This window comes from Levilactobacillus parabrevis, from assembly GCF_044051715.1.
Taxonomy (GTDB): Bacteria; Bacillota; Bacilli; order Lactobacillales; family Lactobacillaceae; genus Levilactobacillus; species Levilactobacillus parabrevis.
In genome coordinates, this window is record NZ_CP168688.1 from 38,190 (window position 1) to 63,999 (window position 25,810).

At 47.9% G+C, this 25,810-nt stretch carries 24 protein-coding genes; 8 read left to right on the forward strand and 16 right to left on the reverse strand.

From position 1 onward, the window contains the following. Positions 1–102 precede the first annotated feature (102 nt). The 5 genes from ACEPSU_RS00300 to cls form a co-directional block, all read right to left on the reverse strand. On the reverse strand, positions 103–1,935 hold the full coding sequence (locus ACEPSU_RS00300; RefSeq protein WP_395322020.1) for a DUF2207 family protein: 1,833 nt from the start codon (positions 1,933–1,935) through the stop codon (positions 103–105). 412 nt (positions 1,936–2,347) lie between these two features. Further along, the gene (locus ACEPSU_RS00305; RefSeq protein ID WP_395322022.1) at positions 2,348–4,003 is read right to left on the reverse strand and encodes a glycoside hydrolase family 43 protein; all 1,656 of its coding nucleotides are present in this window, start codon (positions 4,001–4,003) and stop codon (positions 2,348–2,350) included. Between the two features lie 49 nt (positions 4,004–4,052). Next, positions 4,053–5,537 carry an MFS transporter gene (locus ACEPSU_RS00310; RefSeq protein ID WP_395322024.1) on the reverse strand — a complete coding sequence of 495 codons (1,485 nt, stop codon included), beginning with the start codon at positions 5,535–5,537 and terminating at the stop codon, positions 4,053–4,055. A gap of 431 nt (positions 5,538–5,968) precedes the next feature. After that, positions 5,969–6,874: a helix-turn-helix domain-containing protein gene (locus ACEPSU_RS00315; protein ID WP_395322026.1), complete on the reverse strand. Its 906-nt coding sequence runs from the start codon at positions 6,872–6,874 to the stop codon at positions 5,969–5,971. A gap of 227 nt (positions 6,875–7,101) precedes the next feature. Beyond that, entirely contained in the window at positions 7,102–8,595 is a 1,494-nt protein-coding gene (gene cls / locus ACEPSU_RS00320) for a cardiolipin synthase (protein WP_155823038.1), read from the reverse strand. 77 nt (positions 8,596–8,672) lie between these two features. On the opposite strand from cls, the gene ACEPSU_RS00325 reads away from it, so the two are divergent. After that, a complete protein-coding gene (locus tag ACEPSU_RS00325) occupies positions 8,673–8,828 on the forward strand; it encodes a hypothetical protein (protein WP_020088870.1) in 156 nt (51 codons plus the stop codon). A 67-nt stretch (positions 8,829–8,895) separates the two neighbouring features. Here ACEPSU_RS00325 and ACEPSU_RS00330 read toward each other — a convergent pair whose 3' ends face one another. Beyond that, positions 8,896–9,723 carry a DNA/RNA non-specific endonuclease gene (locus ACEPSU_RS00330; protein WP_395322029.1) on the reverse strand — a complete coding sequence of 276 codons (828 nt, stop codon included), beginning with the start codon at positions 9,721–9,723 and terminating at the stop codon, positions 8,896–8,898. A 236-nt stretch (positions 9,724–9,959) separates the two neighbouring features. Between ACEPSU_RS00330 and ACEPSU_RS00335 the strand changes: the two genes are divergently transcribed. The 3 genes from ACEPSU_RS00335 to ACEPSU_RS00345 all read left to right on the forward strand — a co-directional run bounded on the left by ACEPSU_RS00335 (position 9,960) and on the right by ACEPSU_RS00345 (position 11,117). Continuing rightward, positions 9,960–10,502 (forward strand): hypothetical protein, encoded by a 543-nt coding sequence (locus tag ACEPSU_RS00335; RefSeq protein WP_020088868.1) that lies wholly within the window; start codon positions 9,960–9,962, stop codon positions 10,500–10,502. 72 nt (positions 10,503–10,574) lie between these two features. Further along, positions 10,575–10,742: a hypothetical protein gene (locus ACEPSU_RS00340; RefSeq protein WP_020088867.1), complete on the forward strand. Its 168-nt coding sequence runs from the start codon at positions 10,575–10,577 to the stop codon at positions 10,740–10,742. A 78-nt stretch (positions 10,743–10,820) separates the two neighbouring features. Then, positions 10,821–11,117, forward strand: a complete 297-nt coding sequence (locus ACEPSU_RS00345) for a transposase (RefSeq protein WP_395322031.1) — start codon at positions 10,821–10,823, stop codon at positions 11,115–11,117. Positions 11,118–11,585: 468 nt separating this feature from the next. Here the strand turns inward: ACEPSU_RS00345 and ACEPSU_RS00350 are convergent, their stop codons facing one another. Continuing rightward, positions 11,586–12,917, reverse strand: a complete 1,332-nt coding sequence (locus tag ACEPSU_RS00350; protein WP_395322033.1) for a C1 family peptidase — start codon at positions 12,915–12,917, stop codon at positions 11,586–11,588. Between the two features lie 176 nt (positions 12,918–13,093). Further along, positions 13,094–14,275 (reverse strand): NADH-dependent flavin oxidoreductase, encoded by a 1,182-nt coding sequence (locus tag ACEPSU_RS00355; RefSeq protein ID WP_395322035.1) that lies wholly within the window; start codon positions 14,273–14,275, stop codon positions 13,094–13,096. A 136-nt stretch (positions 14,276–14,411) separates the two neighbouring features. Between ACEPSU_RS00355 and ACEPSU_RS00360 the strand changes: the two genes are divergently transcribed. Beyond that, positions 14,412–15,338, forward strand: coding sequence for a LysR family transcriptional regulator (locus ACEPSU_RS00360; RefSeq protein WP_395322037.1), 927 nt, complete (start codon positions 14,412–14,414; stop codon positions 15,336–15,338). Positions 15,339–15,372: 34 nt separating this feature from the next. Here ACEPSU_RS00360 and ACEPSU_RS00365 read toward each other — a convergent pair whose 3' ends face one another. From ACEPSU_RS00365 to lepB, 7 genes are all read right to left on the reverse strand, one after another. Further along, the gene (locus ACEPSU_RS00365) at positions 15,373–16,017 is read right to left on the reverse strand and encodes a TetR/AcrR family transcriptional regulator (protein ID WP_395322039.1); all 645 of its coding nucleotides are present in this window, start codon (positions 16,015–16,017) and stop codon (positions 15,373–15,375) included. Between the two features lies 1 nt (position 16,018). Continuing rightward, positions 16,019–17,206, reverse strand: a complete 1,188-nt coding sequence (locus ACEPSU_RS00370) for an ABC transporter permease (protein WP_020088861.1) — start codon at positions 17,204–17,206, stop codon at positions 16,019–16,021. Further along, positions 17,184–17,927 carry an ABC transporter ATP-binding protein gene (locus tag ACEPSU_RS00375; protein ID WP_395322042.1) on the reverse strand — a complete coding sequence of 248 codons (744 nt, stop codon included), beginning with the start codon at positions 17,925–17,927 and terminating at the stop codon, positions 17,184–17,186. The genes ACEPSU_RS00370 and ACEPSU_RS00375 overlap by 23 nt, the downstream gene beginning before the upstream one ends. A gap of 170 nt (positions 17,928–18,097) precedes the next feature. After that, complete coding sequence (locus ACEPSU_RS00380) at positions 18,098–18,556, reverse strand: MarR family winged helix-turn-helix transcriptional regulator (protein ID WP_395322044.1); 459 nt, start codon at positions 18,554–18,556, stop codon at positions 18,098–18,100. A gap of 65 nt (positions 18,557–18,621) precedes the next feature. Continuing rightward, a complete protein-coding gene (locus ACEPSU_RS00385; protein ID WP_395322046.1) occupies positions 18,622–19,272 on the reverse strand; it encodes a hypothetical protein in 651 nt (216 codons plus the stop codon). Between the two features lie 7 nt (positions 19,273–19,279). Then, positions 19,280–19,966, reverse strand: a complete 687-nt coding sequence (locus tag ACEPSU_RS00390) for a hypothetical protein (protein ID WP_395361570.1) — start codon at positions 19,964–19,966, stop codon at positions 19,280–19,282. Between the two features lie 159 nt (positions 19,967–20,125). Beyond that, positions 20,126–20,734 (reverse strand): signal peptidase I, encoded by a 609-nt coding sequence (lepB, locus tag ACEPSU_RS00395; RefSeq protein WP_395322050.1) that lies wholly within the window; start codon positions 20,732–20,734, stop codon positions 20,126–20,128. A 342-nt stretch (positions 20,735–21,076) separates the two neighbouring features. Here lepB and ACEPSU_RS00400 point away from each other — a divergent pair, with 342 nt between their 5' ends. Then, positions 21,077–22,270 carry a multidrug effflux MFS transporter gene (locus ACEPSU_RS00400; RefSeq protein WP_395322052.1) on the forward strand — a complete coding sequence of 398 codons (1,194 nt, stop codon included), beginning with the start codon at positions 21,077–21,079 and terminating at the stop codon, positions 22,268–22,270. Positions 22,271–22,560: 290 nt separating this feature from the next. Next, positions 22,561–23,142, forward strand: a complete 582-nt coding sequence (locus ACEPSU_RS00405) for a hypothetical protein (RefSeq protein ID WP_395322054.1) — start codon at positions 22,561–22,563, stop codon at positions 23,140–23,142. A 31-nt stretch (positions 23,143–23,173) separates the two neighbouring features. Here the strand turns inward: ACEPSU_RS00405 and ACEPSU_RS00410 are convergent, their stop codons facing one another. Next, positions 23,174–24,349 (reverse strand): IS256-like element IS1310 family transposase, encoded by a 1,176-nt coding sequence (locus ACEPSU_RS00410; RefSeq protein ID WP_003561746.1) that lies wholly within the window; start codon positions 24,347–24,349, stop codon positions 23,174–23,176. A 156-nt stretch (positions 24,350–24,505) separates the two neighbouring features. Between ACEPSU_RS00410 and ACEPSU_RS00415 the strand changes: the two genes are divergently transcribed. Then, the gene (locus ACEPSU_RS00415) at positions 24,506–25,762 is read left to right on the forward strand and encodes a DUF5776 domain-containing protein (RefSeq protein WP_395322057.1); all 1,257 of its coding nucleotides are present in this window, start codon (positions 24,506–24,508) and stop codon (positions 25,760–25,762) included. Positions 25,763–25,810 lie beyond the last annotated feature (48 nt).

Consider the following 25,810-nt stretch of genomic DNA (forward strand, 5'->3'; position numbering starts at 1 on the left):
CTCAATAACACGCAAAAATTTGCTACTATTTTATCAGATTAGAATGAAAATCCTCTGGGGATTCGCCGCTACTGGTGAATCTTCAGAGGATTCTCACTAAATTTAAAATGCGCCACCACCAGAACCGCCACCAAATCCGCCGGAACTACCGCCAGAAAAGCCGCCAGAGCCACCGGAAATGGAACTGTCACTACTAGTATCGGCTGACTGCAATGCGGAAGATAAGCTGTCACTCAGGGCATCCCCCAATGGTAACCCCACCCCACCGTAGAATAAGGGATAGAAGACCACTAGATCAGTGTCCAACGCCTCTGGGCCAAAGTCTACGGCTAACTTGTCAGCGACCTGTTGTGCTAGTCCGAAGGCTGCCGCATACGGTAAGATTTGCTCCCAAAGAATCAAATCGCCAATCTCGGCCGTATTGAAATGACCAATATCTTTTAACATCCGTCGAAACCCAGTTAACTCATTGACCTGATCTAAACCTTTTGCATTGTTTCGATCAATTCGCCGATAGAAGCGACCCACAACTATCCAGAATGCAATCAGGACTATCAGTCCAACTACGGTACCAACTTTACCAACAGTTACTCCCAACAGCCAACTCGCTGCTGCGGTAACGATAATCAAAGCACTCAATCCAAGCCGTGTGCCAATGAGCCGCTCACGTAATTTCAGATTTTTATCATCGTAATAGGTATCTGCTGCATCATCAATCGGCTCTTGCCATTCACTAAACCACTTGTTTAGTTCATCATTTTCATCATGCTTACCAAAGGTTTTCAATTCCTGCAACGTAAAGCTATCGTCACTGCCAACTTGCGCAAAGCATTTCTCCAGAAAGGTATTGGTCTGCTCCCCATTTTTGGTCAGCTTCACTGTTTCCTTACGCCCATCTTTCACTGGTTCTAGCGTAATCTCTTTGCGGGCTGCTGCGGCCAAAATCTCACCGGCTAGGGCATCGGTATTAGGAGACATTCCGTCGGCTAACGATTGCGCTAAGGCTGGGGTAACACCTGGAACATCAAAGGCGTGATTAATCGGCGTTGGATGCGCGTATTTATTCGCCGGATGACGATGGTACCACCACCATGAACGCACGCCACAGCCGACTAATAAAGCGATTAACACCAGGAAGAATCCCCAGCGTAACCACCGCGCCTGCTGGCGTTTCTGATTCGCTTGCCGCGCTAACTTAGCTTCCTGTTGCTGGGCCGCCACTAATCGGTCCTTAGCCACTTTGTTGGGATTGGTTGCCGTTACCGTCGTCGGAAACAACAAGTGACTCTCAACAAACGATTCTGCTGGATTCTGGGCGACCGTCATCACCACCCTACCATGCTGACGATCGACCTGTGTGTGACCAGATAATGGCCCATGCGTCCAGGCTTGAAGCTTAGCAACCTTTGTCTGTGGCAATTGAACTGTAATTTTAACGTGGTTTAACTGCACATCCCAGCCGGTTCCAATGACCTTCCAATTCAATTCTGCAGTGTCGCGATAATTCTTAACGACCCCTCGTAAATGGAAACGATACGTCACGGCCATCTGATCACCGTCACTTACCGTTTGATACAGCTTGACCTTTAAGCGCTGCTTGTTTTGCGTTAATTCATAACTTCCATTTTGACCATCCGTTGCTGGCACCCCGGTCACCATACCGCCATCATTGACGCGATACTGCACACCAGTCAACTTACCACCCTGAATGCCGCGGATGTCCTGAACATTAAATACCCCATGATAGTCGTCATCAAACCGATACGTCATCGTCTGAGTAACGTTGGCATCCCCATCTTTAAGGACCTGAACATTTACCCGATATGGCGAAATCGTATAATCTGCACTTGCTCGCACGGATTGTCCCTGCACACAGAATAGTAAACCTACCAGTAAGCCTAAAATCAAGCCCCAAAGTCCCCGTCGTTTCAGCATCCAACCACCCCTTCTTACTACCCATATTTTAGCATAGCTAGCAATAAGGCCCAACTCACAATGCTGCCTGGTTATTTTAGCTTACCAGACTTGCTCAACCGACACCTAAACACTCGACTCGCAATCGTTTCACCCACTCATTCATCATTTTTGGTGACTGCTTAACGGGTGAAACGAAAGCGAGGCAACATCCTCGCTATCCCCCTTGAACTCCTGTAGAGTCACAGTTAACCCCGAACAGAAAAAGCCCCTCCGATTACTCGGGGGGACTTTCTCTACATATTCACATACTTCATCTGTTGCTAGCACCGGTTACGTCCCGGTGAATTGACCAACAGAGTGGTCTCAATCCAGTTCACCGATTCATTACCTTGGCGCTATCATACACCCAGCTGAGAACTGTGCCAATCAATTAGTCCTCAGAAACCAGGTTTTCGGACGTAACGTTGTCAGGCAATTCCTTGTAATCGAAGTGATCGAACGTAGCGGCTTGGCCGTAACCAGCGTAGTCGACAGCGTATAATCCAACGAAGGCACCGGTGAAGAATCCACCAGAAGTCTGTAAGACGTAGTCGTCAGAGAGAATGGCTGCATCCAGTTCAACTGGAACAGTTTCCCACTTCTTACCGTCAAATGAGTATTCGTAAGTGTAAGATTGCTTGCGAACCTTCGTCCGGAACCAAACGTATTCGGTACCATCAGGAATAGCAATTGCATCGTCCTTCAAGTAAGACGTGTAGTTGTTGTCGTCGTTTTGGGCAACTTCGATAACGTGACCCTTCTTTTCATCCCAAGTGATGAAGATTGAAGAATAGTGCTTGTCGTTGTAGAAGTTAGCCAAACCGGCCATTTGTTGATACGTGAATGGATCAAACTTAACTTTGGTTTCAGCATCAAAGTTGAATGCTTGCCAACGACGTGCAACAAAGGAAACGTCAAAGTTGCTGGATAATGATTGGTTACCAACTAACTTCAATTCACCGTTGCCGACCGTTCCCAACTTCTTGGTGAATGGTTGACGTAAGGTGTTCCAGTTCAAGTCAAGTTCTGACTTGTCGAATTCATCATGTTGTGAGTGGTCTTTAGGTGCCTTCGTCAAGATAGCATCCTTAGGTGCTTCAACCTCAACTTGACCACCATGACCGCCGACAACGCGTGGCCAGCCAGCATCGTCCCATTCAACCTTTTGAATGGAAGTTTCACGACCGAGTGTGCTCCAACCACGTGGATCATAAGCAGATTCGTTCTTGTGGTTCCAAGGACGAGATACCAATGATGCGTAGTACCATTCGCCACCTGGTGTGTTAACTAAGGCACCATGACCTTGCTTTTGTAAGTAGAAGTCTGGCGTATCCATGTTGGTGATGAATGGGCCATCTGGTTCGCTTTCGAAGGATAACTTGTCGAGCGTCTTAGAACGGGCAACAACTTCTTGATGGGTAAAGACAGTCCCACCTTGAGCAGCGAACAGGTAGTAGTAACCATTGATCTTGTACAGATGTGGACCTTCAACCAATTTAACGTCGGTCCCATTGTAAAGGTTCCGTGCCGTTTCTGGCTTCAGTTGCATCGTATCAGTGTCAAATTCAGTCAAGGTAATCCCGTCGAATGGGTGGTGATATTCACGGTGATCCCAGGTTTGTTGAACCAGGTACTTGCGACCATCATCATCGTGGAACAAGGAAGCATCGAAACCAACACCGTTGACCTTGATTGGGTCAGTCCATGGTCCGCGGATATCCGTAGCCGTGGTTAAGTAGTTGGTCATGTCCTTAAATGGACCGTCGGTGATCTTAACGTCGGTGTAGATCAACCAGAATTTGCCATCAGCATAGCTCAAATCTGGTGCCCAAATCCCACCAGAAGCAGGGTTACCAACCATGTCCAACAGTTTAGTTGTTGACAGTGGTGATGGTAATAAGTTCCAGTGAACCATGTCCTTGGATTCATGTAAACGAACACCAGGGAACCATTCAAACGTCGAGTTAGCAATGTAGTACGTGTCGTCAACCCGAATCATGCTAGGATCCGCGTTAAAACCAGGTAAAACGGGGTTTTGAATCTTCATAAAAGAATCTTCCTTTCCTTAACAAAATTAGTTAACTAAAGTTAGTGACCTAAACCTTGTTAGCCTTACGTTCAGCGTTAAGTTCTTCGTTCATCCGCTTAACGTCAGCGTCAGACAAGGTGTACTTGCTCATGATCCACATAGCGATCAGGGCAAAGATGATTGGTAACCAGATCATTGACCATTGGATACCCATCAAAGCACCAGAACTTTGACTCGTCTTGGTCCCATCAAACTTGAAGAAGGCGTTGATGTAACCAGGGATGATACCACCAAGAGCCAACCCAATCTTGAAGAACAGACCCATGATGGCGTTGATGATACCGGCAACCCGCTTCTTAGACTTGTATTCACCGTAAGAAACAACTTCTGGAACCAATGACCACATGTAACCAGTAGCAGAAGTGATCCCCCATTGTTGTAAGAAACGACCAATGTAACCAAGAGCAGTGGCATCCTTGAAGGCTGGCATAGCCCAAGCCCACAGAACTAACGTCCCGACAATGAACAGAGCCAAGAATGCGTAGAAGAATTGACGCTTCCCAATCTTCTTACGGATGATTGGCCATAAGAATACCAAGAAGATACCAGGAATGGAACCAACCAAGTTAATGGAAGCCATCCATTCGGAGTGACCGATGTTGTATTGCATGTAGAATGGCCATACAGTGTTCCCGAAGAACATGAAGGTAAAGCCAATCAGGAAGAAGGAACCCAATACTTGCAGTGGCTTGTTTTGCTTAAATTCAACCCACAAGTCGGAGTACTTAACGGCAGCAGATTCCTTAGCCGTAGGTAAGACCCGTTCCTTGATACCGAAGTAAGTGCACATCAACATGATAAACCCAATGATCATGTAGATACCCATAACTAAGAAGTAAGCCTTCCCAGCTTTTGGTGAGGTGTAATCCCCTAAGTTCATGTGAATTCCGAAGAACCCAATATCCTTAGATTGTGGATTAGGAGAAGCCATCTGAACAAATAATGGCAAGAATGTGTAAACCAATAAGTTACCAATGTTGGCTTCAGTCATACGGACAGTAGTCAAAGTGGAAACTTCATCGTTATCACGCGTTAATGAAGCGTTCAAAGCCCCATAAGGAATGTTAACGAAGGAGTAGATCAAGGCCGTTGCCAAGTAAGCGATGAAGGCATACATAACACTGCCCCGTACAGCATCGATTGGCAAGAAGAGCATTGCGGCGAAGATCGTCATTGGAATCCCACAGTAGATCAAGTAAGGACGATATTTCCCAGACTTGAAGTTGTGCTTATCAACGAAGGCACCAACCCACGGATCCCAGAAAACGTTGACCCAACGAACAACTAAGAAAATCGTAGCACCAACTGCGGCGGAAATTCCGTAAACAGTGGTTAAGTAGAAAAGTAACATTGACCCAATCGTACCAAAGATTAAGTTTTGAGCTAAATCCCCAGCACCATAACTAATACGCTCACGCCAAGAAAGTTTGGCGAACTCATCTTGCGGATTGTCTTGAGCCTTTGTGGCATCAGCCTGACTATTTGAGGCCATATGCGAAAACTCCTTTCAAAGGAAAATGTTTGTAACGTCTTCGTAAGTCAATTTGATTTACGAAGGCGTCCACTAGAATTATGTCATCTGGTTGGTAGATGCAACCAACCAAGGTAGGTAAAAAAATTGCTGAAACTCGCATCATTGATTGAACATCCCGATAAATTTCACGACCAGTGCTAACCGGCTTTCCATTTATCACTCCCTCAAGCCTCATCGCTGAAACTTGAGAACAACGAACTTAGCATGGCCAAACGCTAACCCGCTGTTTTATTTTGTTAGCTAACTACAACTGCATTGTAATCGCTTCCAGAAGAAATGGCTATCTTATTTCATGACTGTTTTTAGTTAAATTGTGACCTAGTTTACAAAATAAAAGCCCGGTAAATTAACCTTTTACCGAGCAAAGCTGTTACTTTGTGCACGTGAAACTACTCGAAGTAGCCACTTTCTTTGACGGTCCGTACCCGCCGTTTTTGCTTCATTTGTCGTTGATATTTGCTTGGCGTCGTGCCCGCCCATTTCTTAAACTGCTTACTAAAGTTGGACACGCTACTTGCTCCCATCAAGTCCGCAACGTCTTCAATCGAATACTCTGGTGACCCCAGTAGCATCTTGGCTTTGTTGTACTTCTGACTTTCAATATAGTGCAGTGGCGTGACGCCATAAACCTTTTTAAACGTCCGATGCCCATAACCACTACTAATTCCAATCTTTTGACAGATGTCGCCGAAGGTAAAGTTGACCGCCTCATCCCGCTCGATACGTTCCTTGATCATCGTTGCAATCTGACGGCTGGTCTTGGCTTCACTCTCCGTGTACTTCTTGCCATTTCGAGACTCATAATTCTGCAGATTTTCCGTCAGATCATAGAAGAAATTCAAAACAGCGATTTGAATTTTCAAGTTAGCTTGTTCCTTGCTCAGCTTCTTATTGGCACTGTAGGCCACCATCTTCTTGGCCGTTCGGACCGCTGACTGCGCAATCGGCTGATCGGCCGGGATAACTGTATTCGCAATCTTACCAATAATTTCCGACTTCAACGCCAAATTTTCGATGTTGAAATGGAAACAAATATAAGTCATATCCTGATCTGCACTACTATTTTGATTCGTATGCAACGTCCCAGGAGAAATGATAATGGTATCCCCCGCACCGTAATCGTACGTGACCAAATTTTTAATTTCTGTTGTTTGGCGCCCATCAATCACACACATCAACTCAAAGGCTTGGTGTTTCTGCTCAAAAAACTGCCAGCCCCCGGGAACCGTTCGCATATGACCGCCAAATAAGTAGAGGCTAGAATCTACGACTGGTAATGAAACAAAGCGCTTCATGATAAAACCTCCTCAATCCTCACGCCGTCTCCTCCCAAATTGATCAAGCGACTCATCCGTTTTGTAACCGTTTTATTGTTATAAGCTTATTATAACCGCTAAGTTGGTAAAAATAAACAACCAACCTTGCTTGGCCGCTTCATCTCGGCCTATTTTCCTTATCAGTACGCCATTGACAAGACAAAAAAACTCCCAGTCCAACGACCGGGAGTTCACAATTTAACCTTTTATAAAATTGGTGATAGTAAACGTGACGCTGTTTGCTTAAATTTCAAATAAAGAGACTGCTGATCGAACTTCTCTGGTGTGATCAGTTCGCTATGCGCCATATCCTTTTCAAAGATGCCCTCTAGTTCACGCGCAATTCCCTCATCGTAGATAAAGGCATTGATTTCGAAATTCAGCTTGAAGCTCCGGTAGTCCATGTTCGCTGACCCCACCGAGGCGATCCGACCATCCACCACAATCGTCTTAGCGTGGATAAAGCCGTTATGGTAATAATAGATTTTTACCCCATCATCCGCAAGTTGGCGGGCGTAGTACTGCGTTGCCCGGTACACGAAGGCATGATCCGGCTTATCGGGAATCATAATCCGGACATCAATTCCGGCCATCGCCGCGATCCGTAGGGAGTCTAAGACACTGTCATCGGGAATCAAGTAAGGCGTCTGAATCCACAGAGACTTCTCCGCCGTCTGAATCAGGCGCATGTAGCCCATCTTGATCTGCTGGAGGTCAGAATCGGGCCCACTTGAGACAATCTGCAGACTCGTGTTCCCCTTGACCTTACTTAATGGGAAGTAACGCGTATCAATTTTCCGATCATTGAAGGGATGGTCCTTATCCGTGGCGTTCCAGTCCAACATGAAGCGGGCTTGCAGTGAAAATACCCCTGAGCCGACAATCCGCAGGTGCGTATCTCGCCAGTAGCCGAACTTTTCCTTACGCCCTAGGTATTGATCGCCAATATTAAAGCCACCAACGTACCCGACCTGACCATCAATTGTCACAATTTTACGGTGATCACGGAAGTTCAGTCGGAAGTCAATGACGGCTGAACGGGTTCCCAGGAAGGGCTCCACGTGGCCACCAACATCCATTAATGGCTTGAAGAACCGTTTCCATGTCCCCATCGACCCCCATGGATCATAGATGACGCGGACCTCAACACCGGCAGCGGCCTTTTTGACCAGTAAATTTAGAATCTCATTTCCAATCTTATCGTTATAAAAGGTGTAAAATTCAATGTGAATACTGGAGTGGGCGCGCTCGATGTCTTCCATCATGGTATGAAAGAGGTCGTGCCCGTCCGTAAAGATCTTTACCCGATTCTGGCGGGCTAAAAATGCTTGATCGGTCTCCATAAACATGTTGACCATGTTGATGACCGAGTGGCTAATTTTATCAGCCGGCATAATCTCCGTGCCCAACTGCTCACGTTGCTGACTCAACCGTTCATTCAGTTGAACCGCCACTTGGTGTTGCAGTCGAAACATCCGGCCCTTTGGTAACTTTCGTCCAATGAAGGCGTAGGCAACGAATCCCACCACCGGCAGTAAGACGAGCACCAACATCCAGGCCCAAGTTGCGGCGATATCCCGCTTTTCTCGAAACACCGTCACAAGGGCTAACGCCGCGTTAATCACGACGACAATTTCAAAGATAAGCATATAATTCACGCTCACGGGTAAACCCTCCTCTGTTCTCTGTCTTTTTATCATACGCCAAAACGTCAAAAAGTCTTTAGTTTTTTTAAAATTTCCACTTATAATTGCTATAAATCATTAGGAGGTCTCCCATGTTTACACAGTTTTATACTTTAATCGGCGGCCTGCATGGGCTCCACTCCGTGCGCGTCTTCCACTGGATATTCCGCGAAAACCCCATGATTGGAACAATTCTGATCGTCGGTTTGGTCCTGTACCTCATCTATCGCTACATGAATCGCCGATAAGTAAGCTTACAAAAAGCGCGTAACTTCCCAGCCGAGAAGTTACGCGCTTTGCTGACAGTCGCTAACTTTAGAACGCAGCCGCCGGATTACCATATTGACTCGTCCCGGTACTGTAGTTAATCTTGACGCCCGCTTGAATGTTAAAGATGTAGACGTTATACGAAACGCCCTTGCTACCAACCGATTGGGCCTGCATATGCACCCCTCGTGCAACTAATTCATTGCCCCGAAAGACCGGTTCGACCTGATAGCGGACGTAATTACTAGGATGACTCTTCAAATAACTTGCCACTGGATTCTCGTAAGCTGTCATCCCCGGATCGTTAAGTGACCGAGTCCCGGTCATCAAATTTTTCAGGTTATTATTCTGACCCGTCAGTTGATAGCCGATCAAGTGACTCCGATTATACAAGTAACCGCGCTTGCCGTTGACCGTATACGGCTTATTCTTCCAGCCGGTTGGGCTAACGTACAGCGGTTCTCGCTTGGCCGTTGGCATTAGTTTTTTACTCAATAAGGCGTTGGCCGTCGTGACCCGGTTCAGATTATCTAACGTTCCGTAAGTGGCCCAACCACCCTTCTTGGTAGACAACTGGGACTGACTAAACGTGGGCTTATTGTGGTTAACCGCAACAATCTGGGTTCCCTGATACTTTTGCTCTGCTAACGCTTGACTTGCGACCGATTGCTTCGGCGCGCTGGTGGCCGCACTGCTAGTCGAATGGCTGCTAGATGATGTCCCGACAACCTTGTTGACAGCGGTCGTGAGGTTCCGAGCTGTCGAATTGCCCTGACTACCCATGCTTCCGATAGCCCCAATAGCGATCAGCAGAATTGCCGCATAAATAGAAATGCGACTCCCCCGGCGACCCCGGCGATAGTGCCGTTTACTCATGATCAAATTCCCCTCTCAAATACCATAACTCGTTTAATTTATATTCTATCAGAAAAACATGTGTTCGTCTTTAGTTTTCCAAATTCCGCCGATTTTGTTACGGGAACTTAACGCTTTTTTAACGGGGCGTTCCGGTTTTTCTGGAAGCCTCCATGCTATACTATTGAGGAACGGGGAGCACGCGATTTGTACGCGGACGCTAAAACTGTTATCATTTTTGATGAGGTGATTGGATTATGAAGAAGACCCGGACACTGGCTGCCGTCTTTAGCCTATTGGCCATCTTGACCATTGGCTTAGCCGGCTGCAGCAGCAAGAGTAGTAAATCGGGGAGTACCCAACAAGCAAGTTTCAAAAACAAAACGACGAAGAAGGCCGACGTGAAGTCCACGTTGACTAAATCAACCAAACTTTGGTATGTGACCGGTGCGGTCAACGCCAAGAGTAATTCCGGGATGGAAGCCTACCGCTTTAACAAGAACGGTAAGGTAACGGTCTACAACGTCAACAAGTTCTACAAGACGTATGCCGCCGCTAAGAAGGCCAACGCCTTGAACAAGTCAGGTGTGCTGAAAGCAACCTTCAAGACTAAGGGTGACGATACTGTCATCAACTTTAAGGGTAAGCTGTCCGACATTCCGATGACACAAAAGTTCACCGTTAAGAAGACGCTGACTGGCACCAACAAGGCCACCAAGCTGAAAGTCGCCGGTTACCACATCTCGCGCGACATTGACAACGATGTCACCCAAGCCGTTATGGTCAAGGTTGGCAACTAATTAATTGGGTAGTCATGTAATTCGAAACGGTGCCACGTCTGTGGTGCCGTTTTTAATTTGGAGGAAGTCGTTATGAACAAACTATTATCTGGATTGGGCGGTCTACTTCTAGTCGGTGCCGTCCTACTCTACCAACAATTTCGTCACGTCAGCGGGATTGCCATGCTAGAAACGGGCGTCTTGGGCATTGCCGCAATTTTAGGGGTGCTGCACCTCATCAGCCACTGGCGTAACCGATAGTTTGTTTCACGTGGAACACAACGGCTGACAGCGTTCACACTTTGGGTTATGATAGGGCCTAAAGGAGTGTGATGACAGATGTTAAAACACAAATGTTTACCGCTTGCTGCCCCACTGGACCAAGAGAATCTTCATCGGTTCACCGACCTAATCAGTGACAAGAACTGGATTATTCCAGTCACGGTTCTCTTGCAAGTCATCCCGGTAACGGTAGCGGCTCATGGCTTTTGGAAGACGCGTCAGTTGAAGACACAGTTACGAATTGAACGCGAACACACGAAACAAATGCAGATCGACCGCTTCCGTCCGGGCTACCACGCCGGTCAACCACAATCACTTGCTGACCACCCCCACCACGGACTCTTACATCGTTAGTCCGCAAACTAACAAACACGACACTTACAGAAAAAAGATCACCAACTTAAATTTAAGTGGTGATTTTTTAATTTAACCAATTAGCTCTTTAATATACGATTGATAAGATTTTTCAATTATTCTCAAATATTATCCTCTAGCACCGCCATAATTCACCCAAAACTATGCGTAAGCAATTAGAAAAAAGTAATCCAACGCCTGAATCGGTCGCATTCAGCCCCCATTCATCCTAAATCTAATTGTTTGTATCACTAATTCATAAATCATCTTCACGATTTCTTCACATTTTCGTTTTAAGATGAATCTAATTCAGAAACCGATTTAACCAACTCAATTTTTGTCATTAACGATGACACGTCATTGCCCCAACCAAGCAATGATTGCCGCCTCCCAACCAGGGGCGGCTTTTTCTATCCCGTAGCAACCAAAAAGCATCTCAACACAACTGTCAAGATGCTCCCAATTACTTTACTGTAAAGAATCCCAAGCTGGTAAAGCCTTAGGTGTTGTGGCCAACACAGCCCGTTGCTCCGGCGTTAAGAATCGCTTGTGGACAACCACCTCATAGACAAAATCATCCATCCAGTCATCCGTCATCACAAAGTAACCTTTATCACCATTCTTCTCGCCCCAGCTGTTTTCAACTTTCCAGCGGGTTGGATCACTGCCAACCAAGTCGACCCCGGTCAACGTCATCGCGTGGGTCACTTCAGCCTCACCCGTGGCCAACCGTTGTGCCTTGGTCAGGCTCAGGTCAACGCCAAATAAGTCGGCCGTCTTAAACAATTGACTATCGAGGAAGCCCCGTTCGCGGCTCATCTGCTGCAAGACATCGTTCCCAAACCAAACGGCTTCGCCACTCTGTAGCTGCGCAATTGCCGTCCGCTTTAACTCTGCCATTGGTAAATTCAAGAAGGTAATGTGCTTACCACCTACGATATTATCCTGACTGGGTAAGCTGTACAACTGATCAAATGGCTTGTCTGGTGAATTAGAAATCACCACGTAGTCATCCAAATCAATATCGAAATACTTTTCAAAGAAACCTTGGGGAGTTAGACCCGCATCACGATGGTACTGGTGCTTATCGTCCTTGTATTCGAGGTCAAACGTGGTTGGTGGCTCGCCAAATGAGTAAGCTGCCATCCGATAAACTTCCTTCAAGGCCTGCGCCCGGGTCGTCGCAATCTGATCCTCGCTGGCACCATCTGCCACCAACTGGCGTAAGGCCAAAGCATCCTTACGAAGTTTTAAGTTCAGCGTGGTAGCGAAGCCAGTCGTATCATTGGTATTAAAGGATTCCGGCATCGCACTGGCTGGAACCACCCCATACTTTTGGACAAGTGCCGCCCCCATGGCCCATTGGCCACCGTCATCGCCGGGGCGGCTCAGATAGAACGCCACTTCTCGGTCATCGAGAGGCTTGTCCGCCGTCCGTAAAATGTTGTCGTAGAAGATATTGGCCCGCTCTACCTTATCCCAGAAGAACAGGTAACTCTGTGACAGCTCAAAATCTTTCACGTTATACTTCGCCGCGAATTGGTGGCGAATCGTGTTCAACGTGGAAAATAGCCAGCAACGACCAGAGTGCTTTTGATTAGAGACTTTCCCCGTATCAAGTTCTACGGAAAAGGTTCGGTTCAACCGTACGGCGGCTTGTGGATCCTCGGCAGCAGCGAGCACCCCATTCTTAATGACCGCGCGACTCACGACATCGTGCGCCGGCTGTTGCTGGAGATCAGCGTGTAGGTCTGCGGTCTCAGCAGCGGTTAATTCATGATCAGTCTTAGTTTCTGACATAAAATGACTCCTCTCTCAAATGGTTTACAAGAAATCTCATTGAAATCTCATAATTTAATCTGAGTTTATTCTAACCCTTTCCCGGGATGGACGCAATTAATCTCGGCCAGCCATGTAAAACGGCATGACAAAGGGACCTGAGGTTTCACCCCAGGTCCCTTACACCACGTCAGTCTCTAGGCACCTTCGTGTGGTGCTAACTTATGGTCAAATTGATCCTTATCATAATCGGGTTGATTTGAGATATGCATCGCTGACTTCAAGCGGACAATCAAGAAATTCCACATGGCCGGGGTAATTCCCAGTTCGTCCAGGTCTTGTTCGGAAATGGTGTAGCGAATCCCAGCCTCGTCGTCAGCCGCAACCTTCTGGACCCAATTAGGCTCCCGCAACATTTCGCGACCCAACGCAACAAAGTCGATGCCGGCAGCCATGACCTTCTCTGCATCGGCCGGCTTCTCTACAGAACCGACAGCAATCAATGGCAGTCGACCAGCGACTTGCCGCTTGATCTTTAGAATTAACGGCTCCGTATCAGCCTGATCATTAAGCGACGTCCGCCAAGCGTACCCCATTGAGATATGCAGGTAATCCAACGGTTGACCACACAACACATCCACCAGATGTAGCGTGTCGGCCAGTCGAATCCCTGGGGTTTCAATTTCTTCCGGTGACAGCCGGTAGCCGAGGATAAATGGGTGATCAGCATACTGTTGGATCACCTCGTGACAGCGCTTGATTACGGCTAACGCAAAACTCATCCGACCGTCAACGTCGCCACCCCACTTATCGGTCCGCCGATTGGAGTGAGGGGAGAAGAACTGTTGGAGCAGGTAAGTATTCGCTCCGTGGAGTTCAACGCCATCAAATCCGGCCTGGATGGCCCGCCGCGTGCCTTCACCAAAGTCCGTGATAATTTGATTGATTTCATCACCAGTCAATTCACGGGGTACTTCGGCGTTTGGCCGTTCAGCAGCAACAGAACTTGCGCTAACGGGCCGCTCGCCACGTAAAATCTTAGAGTTCGACATGCGTCCCGCATGGAAAATTTGCAGAATGGCCTTCGTCCCGTTCTGTTTCATAGCACTGGCCATCTTCGTTAAGCCGGGAAGGTAGCGATCATCGGTAATGGCCAGTTCACCTTCGAATCCCTTACCACTCACGGAAACATTGGCGACGGGAGAAATGAACAGTCCAACCCCACCACTATGCATCCGAAAGTACCGGAGTTCGTCGGACGTAATCGACCCTTCCTCAAAGCCCGAGGCTTCAGTCATTGGGGGAATGACCACTCGATTTTTTACTTTGACACCATTCGCAAACGTATAGGGTTCAAGAAACTTGTATTTTTTACTCATCTGAACTCACCTTTCTCAACTATCTGGAGAAACTCGACTGAATAGTTTTAGTATAGTTCGACAAATCACAAAGTCTAATACTTTTATGATACCGTTTTCAGAACCAAATGGTTATACTAATAGTGAGGTGATTACCATGGCATTCAGTACCACGCGGCTCGCCGAAATCCTAACGGCGGTTAAAAATCTAGGAAGTATCACGGCTGCCTCCCAGCATTTATTTGTCTCTCAACCCTATATCAGTCGGACGATTAAGGAAGCCGAACAACAGTTAGGCATTCTCCTAATCGACCGTACAACTAAACCGACCCGACTCACCTATGCCGGTACGGAATATCTCACTGGCTTACAAAAAATCCAGCAACAACTCAGTGATCTCGACCAGACTATGCACGAACTTGCACAATCCAAATCTGGTCACCTTTCAATTGCTCTATCCGAAAGCATGGCCGCCCAGATTCTTCCTGACCTAGGCAGTCAGTTTCTCCAAGAATATCCTCAATACCACCTCGACATTCACGAGATGCCCTCACTCGCTGCGGAAAAGGCCGTGACTGACAATCAAAGTGACATTTACATCGGCCCTAAATCGGCGCATCACAGTGCGTTTTTCTACCGCATCATGCGCAATCAAGTCTTTAGTGTCCTAGTGCCAACGACGTACCCCTTTTTACTATCGCAAGTTACCAATCCCCAGCAGTTAACCGCACTCCTCCACCAGCCCTTCATTGGCTGCAACCTCCAGATGGTGCTGGGTGAAATCACGCGACGCTTTATGGCGGACCATCACCTCTTCTTACAGCCCATTCTGACGCTGAATAGTCTCTCGACGATTCAACAACTGGTCGAACGTGGCTGCGGTTGGACCATCCTGCCAACGCCGGTAGCGACAGCCCCAACCGTCAGAGCCATTCCCCTTGACCCCCGCCTACTGACCTACCAGCTCATTATGGCTCACCGGACCAGTAAGGAAAATACACCGGAAATGACCGCCTTTCTACGTGTTGCCCAACACGTTTTTGACATCGACCCCGCGACTCAAATTAAACACCGTGACGACTAAAAAAGGCGGCAATCACGCCACCTTTTTAACGTCACTATTTGGGCGCCAAACCCTTTTCTATAAATTCAATAATAAACGGTGCCGCATGTGTCACGTCTTCTGGAAGTAAAACGGCCCGTACCAATTCCGTGAGCATCGTCCCAATCATAAACTGGGCAATCCGTGAATCAGGCCAGTCAACCAGCTCACCACTGGCCTTCAGTCGATCCAACACTGGAAATAAATTATCCTGTAGTAGCGGTGCCGCGTGCGTAATAAATTGACTTCTCAAGTCATTTCTTACCGAAATCTCGCGAATCAGGACTCGCAAGATTGCCCCATTTTCCTTAATAAAAGCGAGTCGATCTTCCACGATTGCACTGATCATTTCGTGGCGCGTTAGGTATGGCCGCGCAACAACCTTCTGAGCAAACTCCTTGATCAGGCTGGGTAAGACCTGCGTCATAAAGGGCGCCAGCACCCCAGCTAGCAACTCATCCTTGTTCTTATATCGCCGATACACGGTCCCTTCGGCAACCCCTGCCTTTTCGGCAATCTGCTTAGTCGTTGTGCTGTCAAATCCCTGCTGGGCAAAGAGCTCTAGGCTTGCCGCCAAGACCTGTTGTTGCTTAGGTGGAATATCACCATTCGCCGCCATGACGGCCTGAAAGGCTTCACTAATACTCGTGTCTTTTTCCATTTTAAACCCTCCGATAGCGTTTCATTCCTACAACATTCAAAACGGTAAAGAGTACCGCAAACAGTACCAGAATGCCTAACTCAACGGCAATGCCAGCGAAGCCCACACCCCGCGTAGCTACGTTCATCAGGGCATTCCCGCCGTAATACAGTGGGAAGATGTGCGCGATCCACTGTAACCAATTGGCCATCTGGTCGACCGGAATCAAGCCCGAGAAGAAGACTTGCGGAATCACGAGAATTGGAATGAACTGCATCATCTGGAATTCTGAATTGGCAAAGGTTGACACGAAGATTCCCATGGACAATGCCACCAGCGCCAAGAGGAAGTTAATCAAGAGAATCAGCCAGACACTCCCGATCATGTGAATCTGGAAGACCGTCAGCGCAAAGGTCACGGTGATCACAGTCTGAACCAGCGCGAACAATCCGTACCCCATCAAATAACCGGTAATGATTTCTCCACGACGTATCGGGGTCGCCAGTAAACGCGTCAATGTTCCCGTTGTCCGTTCGTTTAACAACGAAATTCCTGAGATTAGGAAGACGAAGAAGAACACGAAGAACCCCAACAAGATTGGCAGGAACGTATCAAAGAAGGTTGAATCCGAACTACCATAGAGATAGTGACTCGTGATGCTGTAAGTTGTTGGCGCCTTGAGTTTTGTCTGTTGCGACTGAATCGGCATCGTGCCAGCCTTCGCTCCCTGGGCGACCGCCATCTTCTGTTGTTGTGCGACCAACGTCTTCAGTACCTTGGCCTGTTGTTGCAAAGCTTTTTTCTGCGCTTGTGTAGCGGCGGCTAGGGCCTGGACCTTAATCTTAGTCAGACCACCCTGTAACGCCTGTCGTACCAAGGCTGAGTCGCTAGGTTGACTATTCTGATACGTCACCGTTAGTTTGCCATCCCGTTGCTTGATGAAGGCGGCCAGGTTGTCCTCTCGCACTTTATCCTTTGCCGTTGCATTGGCGTTATAGTGCGTTATTTTAACATGCTTGTTCTTAATGGCCTTGACCACTGTCGTATCTACCCGACTGACCCCAATCTTCGCCACGGTATCCGAACTCGTATTGAAGAGAAAATACATCAACGTCAAGATAAACAGGGGCGCGAGGAACATCAGTGCCAGCGTCCGCTTGTCCCGGATCATTTCACGTAAAACGCGTTTAAAGATTGCGATGACTCTCATCTTGTAGCCGCCCCGCTTTCAAAAAGACTTGTTCGATTGTTGCTACATCATAATCCTTTTCCAACTGCGCCGGTGTCCCTTGCGCTAATGCGATTCCCTCACGAATCAACATGAGGTAATCACAGTGCTCGGCCTCATCCATCACGTGCGTCGTAACCAGGATCGACTTCCCTTGAGACTTGAGTTGGTAGAGTTCCGCCCAAATCTGCTGCCGTAGTTCGGGATCAATACCGACAGTCGGTTCATCTAAAATCAACAACTCTGGGTCTTGGACCAACGCAATGGCCAAAGACAACCGGCGTTTCATCCCACCAGAATACGCTGATACACGGCGGTCCAGAGCATCATTTAAATTCACGACCCGGGCTGCATGCGCGATTGCTTCCGTCAGCTCTGACTTGGGAACGCTCATCAATTCCGCAAAAAACCGAATATTTTCGCGCGCCGTTAAATCTTCATATAGCGCATCGCTCTGCGCCATGTAGCCAATGCGCTGCATGACTTTGCGATTGGGCATCGCCGTTCCCAATACTGTCGTCGTTCCGGCGTCCACTTTTTCCATGCCAAGAATGGCCTTGACCAGCGTGGTCTTACCGGCACCCGAGGGGCCAATCAGCCCCATGATCTGACCCACTGGCAGTTGTAAACTAATTTTTTTGAGTACAGGATTACTGCCGAACTTCTTCGCCACATCCCGCACGTCAATCGTGTTGGTTACCATGTAAACTCCTCCTGACTTGTTTCCTTTAGTGAGTGTGCACTCACTCATTTACAATCCAAGCATAAGACCATTAACGATCTCTGTCAACCCTTTCTTGTAACCGATTTCAGATAGGTGCAGTAAAAATGGCGCCCCGCCTTGCAGTGCGCCACCTTCTTATCTAAATTAACTTAATCTTGCGCTGGTCCCGGTGTCTCGTTGGCCACCGCTGTCAGTGCTAACTGACGAATCTGATCGACTAAAGCATCGTGGTCCGCCGCCGGAATTTCCGTAAGCAGACTGTTCGCGACCTCTTGGCGGATCTTAACAATCTCCGGATAAAGTCGTTCACCACGTTTAGTCAGCGACAGCTCATAGACTCGGCGATCCAGCTTGGACTGGCGCTTACGCACGTAACCCAAGTTGACCAGCTGATTGACTGCTCGCGTCACGTTACTGGGATTGAGATAGGTCAAACTGATCAACTTATCCTGCGTGAGCCGGGGCTGTTCGTGAAGCCGAAGAATATAGTAATACATGCTGGCATTCAGGCGATACGGCTGTAGCCGCCGATCCAGGGCAATCCGCGTATAACGGTTGGCAATCGAGAGCCATTTTACAATGTCTGAGTCATTTCCTGTGGTAGCCATGAGCCGCCTCCTTCCCTAAACTACGTGCGCAAGCATATTCTAAATTAACTAAAAAGTCAAGCTGGTCAGTGGGCCGGTTTCGTTCGGAAATTATGGTGAAGTTGCGGCCAAACGAAGCGATCCGCCAGACCGATCAGCGTCCCATTAAAGAGGAGCGTAAACAGTGTCCCCCAGTTGACCGCATACAGCTGATGCGTATTGAACCAGCACACTAGAATGATGATAACCGGCGGCGTAAACGTCAAGAGCTGGGCAACCACCACGTTATTGTGGCAATAGAGAAAGCGAAGAATGTTCGTCGTGTCATCGTTGGGATGCATGACCAGATTAGCCCGCTGATACAGCGAAATCGCCGCACAGAAAATCATGATCCCGGTAATTGCCAGCAGGAGACGGCCCCACGCCGGCACTCGCATGATTCCCATTTTGGTAAAGGTCCCCGAGAAAATATCAACGAAGTAGCTGAAGAAAAAGACGAAACTGATTTCACCTAATAGTCGTGGCAAGTCCCAGTGACGCAGGAGCAGCTGGTTAACGATTGCAGCTAGACAACTGACCACAAAGATGGCCAGACCCACACTTGTGCCCAGCCAATGACTCAGGTTGACCTCTGAGGCCGTCCAGGGACTGGTGCCCATGTTGGAGGCCACCGACAGCCCATTACCAAACGCGTTGACGACTAACCCCAACACCAACGCCAGCCAGCGCTGTGGCATTGAATTCTTAATCGTTCGTCGCCTCCTCAACAGGACGCACTGCAAAGTTATGCTTGAGGCCCGGCCAAATAAACCGATCCGTCAGGTTAATGATGGTTCCCGTGAAGATCAACGCGAAGACCGTCCCTAAATTAATCGCAAAGAGGTTGTGGGTCACAATCCAACTCACTACGATAATGGTAACCGGTGGAATGAAATTCAACAGTTGCGCATGAAGTACGTTACCGTGACAATACATGAACCGCAAAATATTCGTGGTATCGTCGTTAGGATGCATCACCAGGTTGGCCCGCTGATACAGTGATATCGCGATACAGAAGATAGTGACGCCAGCCACCGCAAGGAAGCCGCGTGCAACCATCGACAGTTTGAGGATGCCCATGCGATAGAACATGTTCGTGAAAAAGTTGACGAAGAAACTGACGAAAAACATGAAGCCAATTTCGCCAAAGAAGCGCCGGGGTTCCCAACGCCGCAGTAAAAATTGGTTGGCGATCGCGGCCAGACAACTGACTACAAACACCGGCCAACCGATACCGATCTTAAACCACTCACTCAGATTAACTTCGGACGCCATCCACGGACTGGCGCCCATATTGGCAGCCACCGTGAGGCCACTGCCAAACGCGTTGATGACTAAGCCTAGAACCAAGGCCGTCCACCGTTGCTTTAAAGTATTCTTGATGAGATTCATCTCCTCAATTCTTTTCATATAACCTCTACGATACTACGATTCTTACGAAATGTAAGCGTATCCTTCAAATTAATCTGACGACCACTACTAAAAAGCGTCGGCAGTCCCAACCCCAATGGCTGTGACTGCCGACGCTCTACATATCCTGTTTAATTTCATTTAGTAAGCTAATGAGTTGATGTTGACCCGCTTGGTCTTGCTAGAAGCCCAGAATGGCACCTTGACGACACCTAAGACCTTATCCTTATCAACGAATCCCCAGTAACGACTGTCGTTGGATACGCTCCGATGGTCCCCTAAGACGAAGTACTTGCCCTTAGGTACGACCGTGGCAATCTTCCCATTGTTTCCACCTTGCCAGTCATTCTGGCGTTGGAGACCGGCTAACGTCCAATTTCCAGTTCCGGAAGTCCGTTCGCTGGTGCTGATGAAGCTCTGGTCGATTCGCTTATTATTTACGTAGACGTAACCATTCTTGCTCTTCACCGAATCTCCAGGCAACCCAATAACTCGCTTGACGTAGTTAGTATTGGGCTTAGCGGCGGGGTCTTCACCGTGTGCATCGAAAACGATGACACTCAGGTGCTTGACCTTCGACATCTTCCAAGCAAAGACCTTTTCGTTATTATTTAGGTTAGGCTCCATGGATGGCCCGTCGACCCGCACGCGCGTAAACACGAACTGTTTGAGGGCTAAGGCAATCGCTAGCCCAATGATGACTGGCACAATCCAACTCAAAATTTCCTTCAAGTTTTTTAAGTTTTTCATGACGGCACTCCTTATTTTCGGGAATCACTAATTATGTTATTATCATACACCACCCGCCGCACTACGAACATTTATTTTAGTTAGCAGGGACGCTTTTCATCATATCATTAACCTTCTCAAAGTCCCACGCTTTACGCAAAATTTACAAGATTGAGACGCAATTGCAAGGTTCCTGTCACTTTCCGGCTTGCAAATTCAATCGTTTCCAGCAATAATAATACAATACGCTTTGCCTTACATAATGACCGTACTGGACCGCCATTCTGCTAGTAGAGTGGCGGTCCAGCGTCGTCATCCCTGGTTATTGCGAAATTTATAATAAGTTGAAAGGGCTGACTGCTTTTGAATCCTATCCTTACACGACGCCGGCAAATCTGGCTCACACTTTTGCTGGGGACCGTCAGTGCCACCGGGCCACTGGCCATTGATCTGTATCTGCCAGCCTTACCGCAAATGCGAACCCAGTTTGCCACGAGTGCTTCGCTGATGCAACTAAGTATCACGGCTTGCCTGATTGGACTGGCCCTCGGTCAGCTGATTGCTGGGCCACTATCGGACCAATATGGTCGCCGCAAGCCACTCATCGCGGGATTTGTCATCTTTGGCCTGGTCTCACTCGCGATGGCCTTTATTCATTCGATTACTTTATTAATCATTCTCCGATTCATTCAAGGGTTAGCCGGGGCAACCGGTCAAGTCATGGCCCGGGCCGTTGCTCGCGACCTCTTCTCCGGGAAGAAACTGACGCGCTTCTATGCGTTGCTCAACACCGTCAACGGCGTCTTTCCAATTATTGCGCCAATCATTGGGGGCTTCATGATCCACTATGTCGACTGGGAGGCCATCTTCATTCTGCTGGCCGTCATCGGCTGGGCAATCGCTCTTGCGGTAGCGCTGGGCTTGCCGGAATCACTTCCCGTTGGCGAACGCCAAACTGGGGGTTTCCAAAGCTCGCTGGGGGCCATGGGTCGACTAGTCGTTCAACCCGCCTTCTGGCCTCTGATTATGGCCACGGGGTTAGTCTACGGTGGTTTATTCAGCTACATCTCGGCCTCGACTTTCGTCTTCCAGACGGGATTCGGGATGGCGCCTCAGACATTTAGTCTGCTCTACGCCTTTAACGGCCTGGGGATTGTGGTCGGCAGTAACCTACCGGGACAACTCTCGCGGTGGTACTCCAACAGACAACAGGTCACGAGCTTGCTGGCGATAGCGGCTGGCGTGAGCCTGGTCTTATTGGCCACGCTCCTCTTCCCAGCCAACGTCTGGGTCGTCAGTGGCTTGGTCCTCGCAATGGTTATCCTAATCGGCGCGCTACTCACGCTGACGGTCACGATCATCATGGATCAAGCCACTAAGAATGCCGGGGGCGCCTCCGCCGTCATCGGCTTGGCACAGAATGCCTGTGGGGGCTTAGCCTCCCCATTAGTCGGTCTGACTGGCCAATCTTACGCTGCCATGGCAGTCATGTTGTTCGTCTGCAATGTCGGTGCACTGGGATTGGTGAAATACCAAGGTAAGACGGCTAAGGCTTAATTTGATTTGAAATTTAGGACATCTAGGTGCGTCTTCCGGATGTTCTTTTTTTGTTGCGTTAGTTTGCTCACTTAAACACGAAGGCTGCAATTCTGTGCGGTTCTTTTACCAAAAGCGTGGCCTTATGTAGATATAACAGGATTATCTTTTATTGTCAGAACGCGATTAATACTTTGAATTGGCAAACCAAAATCACAGCTTTTACCTTTGTGAAATGTTAATCTAATCATATAGTCCATCAATTGATTTGACTCATTAATCATTCGCTTTCAAGGGAGGGGCCGTTCACTATGAAATGGAAACTTAGTTTAATTGTTCTGGGACTTGCGGTTGGCTTGAATCCTCTATTTGGACTTGGAAATAACCGCCATAATTCTGAGAATAGTCGTAATCCAACCGTGGCACTGGCAGATAGTACAACTAACTCTGATTACTCTGGAACGTTGGGTTCTCAAGCTGATGGAACCCTCGTCAAATGGGATTTAAAGAATGGAACCCTAACGCTTGGTGGCGGAACTCTTCCGATTGTGCCTGGACCAGCTTGGAATATAGCGCAAGGACAATTACTCTATAATTTAAAGAAGACTGCCATAGTTTCTGACGGTACGTCACCTGCAAACATTGATTTTGCAAATTTGATCACCAAAGTAAATATTACAGGCAAGTTGAGCGTTAAAAATTCAACTTTTGGTGCATCCTACCTCTTCGCAAACTTAAAGCAGGTTAGCCAGTATTCAAATTTACAGAATCTAGATTTGAGCCAACTAGGTACCACCGTCTCTCTGAGCAATATGTTTGCCGGCAATAACGCGTTAACAACGATAGTCCTACCACGTTTTAATCTGGTAGCGTCAAGAATCTTGTGTAAATGAAATGCCTTCGTACATATAATATGTATCTAACTTAAATAAATGATGCTTCCAAGGTGTCCTGGAGTCCTTTGAACCCTCGGTGGATCCGCTTCAGAGACTTCTCGTTATAAACATTAAACTGAGAAACCAGGAAGCGATCCAGTGAATCTTCCGTTGGAAATTGTTCTTTGTGGTGGGTGGTGCGCTTGAGATGCTTATTAAAGTTCTCAATCAGGTTAGTGGAGTATAGTGATTGCCGGATAGCTGGTGGAAAGTCCATGAAAGTGAGTAAATTCGGCATTTTAAGCAGATCTTTGATTAATTTGGGATAGGTCTGATGCCAGTTGTTGGCGAACTCATTCAGTTTCAGTTCGGCTGCTTCACGGTTGGCGGCCCGATGAACTTGTTTAAAGTCACTGATCACGGCCTTGCGGTCTTTTACGCGAACTTTGTTCATCAGATTCCGCCCAACATGAACCAGGCAACGTTGTCGTTTGGCTTTAGGGAAATGCCGATTCAAGCCTTCATCCAAACCAACTAACCCATCGGCCACAAACAACAGCACATCTTTAACGCCCTGCTTGATCAAGGTTCCCAGCAGTTCAGTCCAGATTCCAGTCGATTCCGTTGGCGCCACTTGGTAGTTCAGCACTTCTTTCGTACCATCTGGACGAATGCCAATCGCAATATGAACGGCTTCTTTTTGAACGGTATCCCGCTTTAACGGCAAGTAAGTGGCATCTAAGAAGATGGCCGCATATTGTGAAGCCAGTCGACGTTGCTGGAAAGCTTGAACCTGTTCATTGACGGCTTTAGTCATGTTGGAAACCGTGGCTTTGGAGTAGTGAGCACCGTACATTTTCTCAATGAGTTCGGCAATTTCAGCAGTGGTAATTCCCTTGGTATACAACTGAATGACCGTTGTTTCTAAATTATCACTGTGCCGACCGTAGGCTGGCAAGGTATGATTTTCAAACCGGCCATTGCGATCTCGAGGAATGGTTAAGTTAAGTTGGCCGTACTTCGTATCAAACGAGCGCTCATAACTGCCGTTGCGGTTATTACCAGTGTTAATCCCAGCGTATGAGTAGCGTTCGTAACCCAAAAACTCTGCCAATTCGGTTTGAAGCAGCTGGTTAATCGCAATTTCGAGGTGGTGACGAAAAACTTCGTCCAAATCTTGCTTTTGGGCTAGTGCAGCGATAATTTCTGTGGTAAGTTCATTCATGGGGAATGCCTCCTGTGATGTTTTCTGTGGTTACTAAATATCATAAGGGAAGGCATTCCCTATTTCTATACAATTCAGAAATCTTTTATGCATTTACACAAGATATTTTACGCTCTCTTTAATCTTAGTCCAAATGCAACAATTGACATCAGTAACATGCTTAATAGCGATGCCAGCTTGGCCAGTGTTGATCTCTCAAATCTTATTGGTCCCAACAATTCCGTCTCTTCAGTAAGTGGCCTTTTCAATAACGATCCTGAATTACGCGAGGTGAACCTCGCAAACCTTAATTTCACAGCTAACAGCACTTACGCAGATCTATTTACCGGCGCACCTCAAATCGCTAAAATCACATTGCCCTCATCGCTGATTCTAGCTCAAGATACTACTGATCCTGACTGGGGAACTATAAATCCTGGCGTCCATCTGACAGGACCAAGCCCAACTGCCGATCTCACCGGCCTTTGGCAAACCATTGGTACTGGGAAGGTTGACTTCGTAAACAATGACCCGACGAATGGTTACCTTAACAATAACCCATTGGGCGATACCACTTACACAAACGACGCGCTCTATGCCTTATACGATGGCACCCACATCGCAGAGCTTCCGGCTAATGAAACCTACGTTTGGCAGCCCACAGAGGAAGCACGGCTCATTGCACCTGATCCAGTCACGCCACCCACACCATCAGTACCAACCCCGACCGAACCCGACACCACCTTTCAACCCTTCGTCGTCACGGCTACCAAGAAAATTGGCCTCTACAGTAGCAAGGACTTCTCGGCTACAAGTCGCCTTGCCTGGTTCGTACAAAAACCGCAGCTGAAACAGCCGACCTTTACCGTTATTGGTACAACTAAATCCACGGCTGGCAATGCACGCTATCAAGTCCGCGACACCAACCTTGCTTCCGCGACTTATGGTCAGACTGGCTACATCACGGTTCAATCAGCTTACGTCACCCGCGCTTACTATGAGAGTGCCCCCAAAGTCGTGACTGTCATCAATCCCGGTGGCATCAACGGTTACGATGCCGCCGCGCTCAAGCAGCCTCGCGTAGCCTACAAGCAAGGCACTCAACTCTCTGTCAAAAAAGTCGTGACGTATAACACTTCGACGCGTTTTCTTCTCACCAATGGCAAATACATTTCCGCTAACAAACACTTCGTCATCGCTGGCCAGTATAAAGTACCGACCAAGGTTCAGGCTAAGACTGCCGTTAATCGGTACGCCACAGTCAATCTGACAAAGAAAAATAAGCATTACCCGAAGAAAACCCATGCCGTCTTCAAAGTACTCGGCTGGGACTACTCGCGCGGCACCAGCACCACGATGGCTGGTACCCTGCGTTACCGGGTGGCTGGCGGCTATATTACCGCTAATTCCAAGTACGTTAGAGCCCTCAATTAAACCCGTTCTATCAAAAATGCGCGTCTCACCAGAAATGGTAAGGCTCGC